Origin of the sequence: Thiospirillum jenense (assembly GCF_014145225.1) — a bacterium.
Classification (GTDB): Bacteria; Pseudomonadota; Gammaproteobacteria; order Chromatiales; family Chromatiaceae; genus Thiospirillum; species Thiospirillum jenense.
Window position 1 is genome coordinate 1 of record NZ_JABVCQ010000083.1, and the last position, 1086, is coordinate 1086.

At 44.7% G+C, this 1086-nt stretch carries 1 protein-coding gene; it reads right to left on the reverse strand.

The features are described from left to right. Positions 1-353 precede the first annotated feature (353 nt). Positions 354-1086, reverse strand: a 733-nt coding sequence (locus tag HUK38_RS14590) for a hypothetical protein (protein WP_182585045.1), incomplete at its 5' end; no start/stop codon positions are given.

Sequence of the window (1086 nt, forward strand, 5' to 3'; positions counted from 1 at the left end):
CCCATTGCAGAACGGATGAGTCATGGGGAGCAAACGAGTCAGGGCGGGCGGCGTATTGTTGTTATTCGGGCGTGAAAAAACGTTCCCACGTTGGAGCGCGGGAACGATCAACTTTAATACAGTTTTATCATTCGTTCGTCGTGACTAATGGATCGAGCAATTCAGGAATCCGCGCTAATGCCAAGTGATAATTCTCACAAGTGCCATCGACGCTTTGAATGATTTCTTTAGTCAACACTTGAATGAATTGCGCTTATACGCGGTGATTGGAATTGGATTAGAACGGGTGGTGTGGCAGAGTGAGTGTGTTAGTCGGTTGGATTGATTCTGTCAATCCAACCGCCGCAACTATTCTATTCGTCAAACAGAGACGTATTGAACTGTGACCAAGCATCCTCATCAATTAAAAATTGCTCTCCGAGCAATAAATGACCAGTGGGATGCCGTTGCACTGGAGTAGTGCCATCTTGGAATGACAATAGGGTACCATCGGCATCCGCTTGTACACGAATAGTAATAACGACATTTCCATCACGCTGCATTTCCAGCGCATTACCCTGCTGGCGGAATGAATAATCCGACAAGGGCGCCGCGAATTCAACACGCTCAATATTCTGATCAATCGTGGCCGTTATGGCATTATCCATCACCACAGTTTCATAACCGGTTTCACCATAAAAATCAGCATCTTCAACAGCGGTAAACCGGGCATTTGGCTGTAAAAAAACCTGATTCGGTTGCGCATTATAGAAAAACTCTCTATCTATTGCGTATGTTGTAGAATCAACACTACTGCCAAACATCGCTATTGTAAAACGCTGCGCGTCAATTGAAAGTGATTGATTACCTAACTGCATTTGCGTACCAGATAAGGTTAAATAAATTAGACCGTTGGTGGACAATACCACAGTACCGCGCCCATCACGAACAACAAGAGTAGCATCTAGGTTATTACCAGTAATACGCACCGTATTACCTGCTTGCCGCCACTCATAGTTTTCTAATCCACTGGGCAAAATAATACCATCAATTTGCTGGTCTATTGTAATTCCCGTACCACTTTTCAATCGCACCCATTCTTGCCCA